The organism is Sphingomonas yabuuchiae (genome assembly GCF_001477495.1).
GTDB classification, from domain to species: domain Bacteria; phylum Pseudomonadota; class Alphaproteobacteria; order Sphingomonadales; family Sphingomonadaceae; genus Sphingomonas; species Sphingomonas yabuuchiae_A.
In genome coordinates, this window is record NZ_LDTF01000034.1 from 1 (window position 1) to 5628 (window position 5628).

The 5628-nt window shown below is 66.4% G+C and carries 6 protein-coding genes and 1 pseudogene; 1 reads left to right on the forward strand and 6 read right to left on the reverse strand.

Features of this window, described 5'->3' with window-relative positions; translation table 11 throughout:
• The 4 genes and pseudogenes from NS355_RS07935 to petA all read right to left on the reverse strand — a co-directional run.
• Positions 1-184 (reverse strand): annotated as a pseudogene (locus NS355_RS07935) (adenine phosphoribosyltransferase); the annotation flags it as partial.
• 159 nt (positions 185-343) lie between these two features.
• Positions 344-1192 (reverse strand): cytochrome c1, encoded by an 849-nt coding sequence (locus NS355_RS07940; RefSeq protein ID WP_058745217.1) that lies wholly within the window; start codon positions 1190-1192, stop codon positions 344-346.
• Between the two features lie 26 nt (positions 1193-1218).
• The gene (locus tag NS355_RS07945; protein ID WP_058745218.1) at positions 1219-2502 is read right to left on the reverse strand and encodes a cytochrome b; all 1284 of its coding nucleotides are present in this window, start codon (positions 2500-2502) and stop codon (positions 1219-1221) included.
• 14 nt (positions 2503-2516) lie between these two features.
• Positions 2517-3110, reverse strand: coding sequence for a ubiquinol-cytochrome c reductase iron-sulfur subunit (gene petA / locus NS355_RS07950; protein ID WP_058745219.1), 594 nt, complete (start codon positions 3108-3110; stop codon positions 2517-2519).
• A 300-nt stretch (positions 3111-3410) separates the two neighbouring features.
• Between petA and NS355_RS07955 the strand changes: the two genes are divergently transcribed.
• Positions 3411-3926: a hypothetical protein gene (locus tag NS355_RS07955; RefSeq protein WP_058745220.1), complete on the forward strand. Its 516-nt coding sequence runs from the start codon at positions 3411-3413 to the stop codon at positions 3924-3926.
• 23 nt (positions 3927-3949) lie between these two features.
• Here the strand turns inward: NS355_RS07955 and NS355_RS07960 are convergent, their stop codons facing one another.
• Positions 3950-4402 (reverse strand): MaoC family dehydratase, encoded by a 453-nt coding sequence (locus NS355_RS07960; protein ID WP_058745221.1) that lies wholly within the window; start codon positions 4400-4402, stop codon positions 3950-3952.
• 12 nt (positions 4403-4414) lie between these two features.
• Positions 4415-5620 carry an ectonucleotide pyrophosphatase/phosphodiesterase gene (locus NS355_RS07965; protein WP_084787701.1) on the reverse strand — a complete coding sequence of 402 codons (1206 nt, stop codon included), beginning with the start codon at positions 5618-5620 and terminating at the stop codon, positions 4415-4417.
• Between the last annotated feature and the right edge of the window lie 8 nt (positions 5621-5628).

Genomic DNA, 5628 nt, shown 5'->3' on the forward strand with positions numbered 1-5628 from the left:
CGCGCGCCTCGATCCCGGCGACCAGATCGACGGTCCCGCGTGTGGCGGCGGCCATCCGCTCGACCGTCTGCGCGAAACCCTTGGGGTCGAGCAGCAAGGTGGTGATGTCGCGGAACTGGATGCCGGGCTTGGGAAAATCCGGGATGGTGCGGATCAGGGATTTCAGGTCGTCATGGGCGCTCATGGGGCGCGTAATGGGCCTCTGACAGGCGGGGGTAAAGAGACAAGCGCGCATTCTCGCCCCGTTCAGTCTGAACGGAGGTCGGACATACGCCCCCCAATAAAACGGGCGGCTTCCTCATCGGAAACCGCCCCAGTTCTCTCACATCGGGCTTTCCCGATCTCAGTGTTTCACGTCGCGCCAGACATTCTGATACGCGCCCCAGGCCAGGAAGCAGAAGATCAGGATGAAGACGAACGCCCCGATCCCGGCCGCGTGACGCGATTCCAGCTTCGGCTCGGCGGTCCAGGTCAGGAAGGCGGCGACGTCCTTGGCCATCTGGTCGCGGCTGGCCAGCGTGCCGTCGGCATATTGGACCTGACCGTCCGAGGTCAGCGGCGGCGGCATCGCGATGTTGAGGTTCGCGAAATACGGGTTGTAGTGCAGGCCGGTCGGCGTCTTGGCGTCGGGGAACTTGCGCAGCAGCTCGGCGGGCTGTGGGCGATAGGCGTCGGGGCCGATCAGCGAATAGATGTAGTTCGTACCCTCATGCCGCGCCTTGGTCATCAGCGACAGGTCGGGCGGCAGGGCATTGTTGTTCGCCGCGCGCGCCGCCACCTCGTTGGCGAAGGGCGAGGGGAAACGGTCGGCGGGGACGTTCTTGCGCGTCGTCGCCTCGCCCGTCTCCGGGTTGATGCTCGGCTGTTCGATCACCCACTGGTTGGCGATCGCCTTCACCTCGGGGTCGGTATAGCCCAGATCCTTCAGGTCGCGGAACGCCACCAGCCGCAGCGAGTGGCAGGCCGCGCAGACCTCCTTATAGACCTGGAACCCGCGCTGGAGCTGGCGACGGTCGAAGCGGCCGAAAATGCCGTCCGACGCCAGATGCGCCTCCTTGGGGTGGAGGTGGAACTCCTCCTCGGCGGTGGGAACGGGCGGCTCGGAGACGAGCCCCGAGACGCTGCCCCACAGCGCGATGGCGAGGACGAAGGTGAAGGCCGCCCCGACCAGGAATGCGATGCCACGAACCATGTTCAGCTATCCTCTTTCGGTTCGGGTCAGGCCAGGGCCGACTTGGTGGGTGCGGTCCCGCCATGCTTGGACAGCACGGCTTCGGTGATCGAATGGGGCAGCGGCGTGGGGCGCTCCGTCCGGGCGATCCAGGGCAGGATCACCAGGAAGTGGAGGAAATAATACGCCGCCGTGATCTGGCTGAGGATGATGAAGAAGGGCGTCGCGGGCGATCCCCCGCACCAGCCGAGCAGCAGCACGTCGACCACCAGCACCCAGAAGGCGACCCGCGCCTTGGGCCGGAAATTGTTCGAGCGCACCGGCGAGCTGTCCAGCCAGGGGAGGAAGAACAGCAGCAGGATCGACCCGAACATCGCCAGCACGCCCCACAGCTTGGCGGGCAGGATGAAGTCGGCGGTGAAGGCGCGCAGGATCGCGTAGAAGGGCCAGAAATACCATTCGGGAACGATATGCGCCGGCGTCGAGAGCGGGTTGGCCGGGATGTAATTGTCCGGGTGGCCCAGATAGTTGGGGAAGAAGAACAGCAGGCTGGCGAAGACCAGCAGGAAGACGCCCAAGCCCACCGCATCCTTGGCGGTGTAATAGGGGTGGAAGGGCACTGTGTCCTGCTCGCCCTTCACGTCCACGCCGGTCGGGTTGTTCGAGCCGGGAATGTGCAGGGCCCAGATGTGCAGGATGATGACGCCCGCAATCACGAAGGGCAGCAGATAGTGGAGCGAGAAGAAGCGGTTCAGCGCGGCATTGTCCGGCGCGAACCCGCCGAGCAGCCAGATGCGGATGGTATCGCCGACCAGCGGGATCGCCGAGAAGAAGCCGGTGATGACCTGCGCGCCCCAGAAGCTCATCTGTCCCCAGGGGAGCACATAGCCCATGAAGGCGGTCGCCATCATCAGCAGGAAGATGACCACGCCGAGCAGCCACACCATCTCGCGCGGGGCCTTGTACGATCCGTAGTAAAGGCCGCGGAAGATGTGGGTGTAGACGACGATGAAGAACATCGACGCGCCGTTGGCGTGGGCATAGCGCAGGAACCAGCCCGCATTCACGTCGCGCATGATGCTTTCGACCGAGTCGAAGGCGACACCCGCATTGGCGGCATAATGCATCGCCAGCACGACGCCGGTGATGATCTGGATGGCGAGGGCGGCCCCCGCCAGCACGCCGAAATTCCAGAAATAATTCAGGTTGCGCGGCACCGGATAGCCCGCACCGACCGCGTTGTAGACGAGGCGCGGCAGCGGCAGCTTCTCGTCCAGCCAGCGCATGACCGGCTGTTTCGGCTGATAATGTTTGGCCCAGGGAAAGCTCATCTCGTCGGTCTCCCTTAAGCGGCCGCGCCGACCGTGACGGTCGTGTCGCTGTCGAATTTGTAATCGGGCACGAACAGGTTCTTCGGCGCCGGACCCTTTCGGATACGCGCGGCGGTGTCATAGGCCGAGCCGTGGCAGGGGCAGAAATAGCCGCCATAGGGGCCCTTGTTCTCGCCTTCGCCCGCCCCCAGCGGCACGCAGCCCAGATGGGTGCAGACGCCCAGCGTGATCAGCCAGTTGGTCTTGCCCGGCTTGGTCCGCTCCGCCAGCGTCTGCGGATCGCGCAGTTCGGACAGCGGCACGGCGTTGGCCTCGGCGATTTCCTTGGGCGTCAGGTTGCGCACGAACAGCGGCTGCTTGCGGAAGCTGGCCTTGATCGCCTGTCCGGGGGCGATCTTGGACAGGTCGATCTCGGTGGTGGACTGGGCGAGGACGTCGGCCGAGGGGTTCATCTGGTTGATGAGCGGCAGGACGATCGCCAGTGCGCCTACGCCTGCGAAGGATACGGCGGCGACGTTGATGAAGTCGCGGCGACGGGGATCATGGACCTCTTCGTGGAATGGCTCCGGCGCCTCGCCGGGGGGTACGGTGTTCTCCGTCATCGCCATTCGTCCTGTCCCTCCACCTTCGCTCGCGTTCGACACGCTACGATCCGACGGTCGTGCCGGATTACCCCCGGTCATGCGCCGCCTGTCCCAAGCCCGTCCTTGATGAACGGCCCGTCCGTATGAACGGTACGTCAGGTTAGCCTTGCTTGACCGGCTTTGCCAATCCCCTTTGGGCGTTCAGCACCCGTGCAGGCGGCGAGGCGCAGGAACCACCCTTCGCGCTGCGGGGTTGACCGTTGATCGACGCGGATGACGGACCCCTGCCGCACCCGCTCCGGCTGGACCAGGGGCATGGAGAGGATGATGACCCTGAGGAAGACGGGCTGGGCCGCGGCGATCGCGGCCGGGTTGCTGGCGCTCGGTGGATGCGCCGACGGCTATGGCTATAGCGGCGTGTCGGTGGGCGCGGGGTATGGCGGCGGTTATGCGCCCGGCTATTATGGCGGCGGCTATGGCGGTTACGGATACGCACCGTCCTATTACGGCTGGTATAACGACTTCTATTATCCGGGCACCGGCGTCTACGTCTATGACCGGTATCGCCGTCCGTTCCGCTGGAACGACGGCCAGCGCGCCTATTGGGAAGGGCGTCGCGATGCATGGCGCGGCGGGGCAATCCGGGATCAGTGGCGCGGCTGGGGCCGGGGCGGCTGGCGTGGACCGGTGCCCGGCGCGGCCCCGACGCCCGGCGGCTGGCGCGGCAATCCCGGCCGGTGGCGGGGCGGCGAGGGCGTTCGCCCGACCCCGTCCGCGCCGCGTCCCGGTGGCTGGCGTGGCGGACGACCGGGAGGACGCGGCGGGCGCGGTCCGCGTTAAGCGGCCTGCGGGCGGCGCCCGCGTTAACCAGCCTTTGGGCGGGTGCGGATCATGACGGTGGGACGCATCGTCATGACCGGCACATCGTCCTGATTGAGCACGGTCCAGCGGCTGATGACGAAGCCCATTTCGGGGCGGCTCGCCGACACCCGCGTCTCCAGCACCTCGGCTTCGCAATGGAGCGTATCGCCGGGAAAGACGGGCTTGGTCCAGCGCAGCTCGTCCACACCGGGCGAGCCGATGCTCTGGAAGCCGGTGTCGCGGAAATGCTCGACGATCATCGCCATCGCCATCGACGCGGTGTGCCAGCCGCTGGCCGACAGCCGCCCGAAATGGGTGGCGGCGGCGGCTTCGTCGGACAGGTGGAAAGGCTGGGGGTCGTAACGCTGGGCAAAGGCGATGACCTCGTCCCGCTCTACCTTGTACGCGCCGAACCGCGACACGTCTCCGACCGCGACATCCTCCAGCCAGATCATCCTCTTGTCTCCTTAACGTCGGAACGCGCGGCGGAACGGCGCGTCATTGCCGTCCAGCCCCTGGCCCGGCGGTAGGCCGATCAGGTCGCGCAGCAGGGGTGCAACGTCGACATTGGCGAATGGTGCCAGCCGCACCCCCGACCGGAAGGCCGGGCCATTGGCGATGAACAGCGCGACCATCGTCGGATCCTCATGATCATAACCGTGCATCCCCCCGGCAAAGGGCTTGTCCGGCGCCTTCGCCTCGATCATCCACCCGGCGTCGGCCAGACAGAAATAGGGGGCGATGCGGGGATTGCGGCCATAATGGAACCGCGCCGGGATCTCGCCCTTGCGCCAACAGGTCATATGGCCGCGCCGACCCAGCAGGCGAGCCTCCAGCGCGGCCTCATGTCCCGGCTTGGCGGTGATCGAGGCGAAGGGGCCATCGTCGCTCAGGTCGTAATCGGCAGGGTCCAGCAACCGGTCGAGCGCGATCACCCGGTCGCTCGACGTCGCGGCCATGCCGTGGTCGGCCACGACCAGCAGGTTGGCGGGCTGGTGCAATTCGGCAAGGCCCGCCACCAGCTGTCCGATCGCCACATCGGCCTTGGCGATGGCGGCGTTCACGCCCGGCGCGTCGGGGCCGACTTCGTGCCCCGCGATATCCACCTCGTCGATATAGAGGGTCAGGAAGCGGGGCCGCGTGGCGGCCGGGCGACGCAGCCAGTCGATGAGCGCGTCGACCCGCTGACGGTCGGATACGGCCGAGTTGTACGCCTGCCAGTCATGCGGGCGGATGCCATTGGTGACGGTGTGATGATAGTCGTCCTGCTGGACACCGCCCCAGGCGACGGTGGAACCCGGCCAGAACATGGTGGCGGTGGGGATGCCCGCCTTTTCCGCGGTAACCCAGATCGGCTCGGCGGCGTTCCACCAATAGGGCTGCTCCGACGACATGGTGAAGCGCTCGCCCGGATGCGTCGGATCGGTGAAGCTGTTGGCGACGATGCCGTGACGATCGGGAACCAGCCCCGTCACCAGCGTCCAGTGATTGGGAAAGGTCTTGGACGGGAAGGACGGTCGCATCGGTGCGCTCACGCCGCCCGCCGCCAGCCGCGACAGATTGGGGGTAATTCCCCGTTGTAGATAATCGACACGGAATCCGTCGATCGACACCAGGATCGTGACCGGCGCGCGTTCCTCCTGCATCGGGGCAACGGATGCGCTGCCCGTCATGGCGGCGG

Bases quoted from the DNA above. Each gene is read 5' to 3' on its own strand.
- NS355_RS07965 (WP_084787701.1), bottom strand. From the start codon at position 5,620: ATGACGGGCAGCGCATCCGTTGCCCCGATGCAGGAGGAACGCGCGCCG.
- NS355_RS07960 (WP_058745221.1), bottom strand. From the start codon at position 4,402: ATGATCTGGCTGGAGGATGTCGCGGTCGGAGACGTGTCGCGGTTCGGC.
- NS355_RS07940 (WP_058745217.1), bottom strand. From the start codon at position 1,192: ATGGTTCGTGGCATCGCATTCCTGGTCGGGGCGGCCTTCACCTTCGTC.
- NS355_RS07955 (WP_058745220.1), top strand. From the start codon at position 3,411: ATGATGACCCTGAGGAAGACGGGCTGGGCCGCGGCGATCGCGGCCGGG.
- petA (WP_058745219.1), bottom strand. From the start codon at position 3,110: ATGGCGATGACGGAGAACACCGTACCCCCCGGCGAGGCGCCGGAGCCA.
- NS355_RS07945 (WP_058745218.1), bottom strand. From the start codon at position 2,502: ATGAGCTTTCCCTGGGCCAAACATTATCAGCCGAAACAGCCGGTCATG.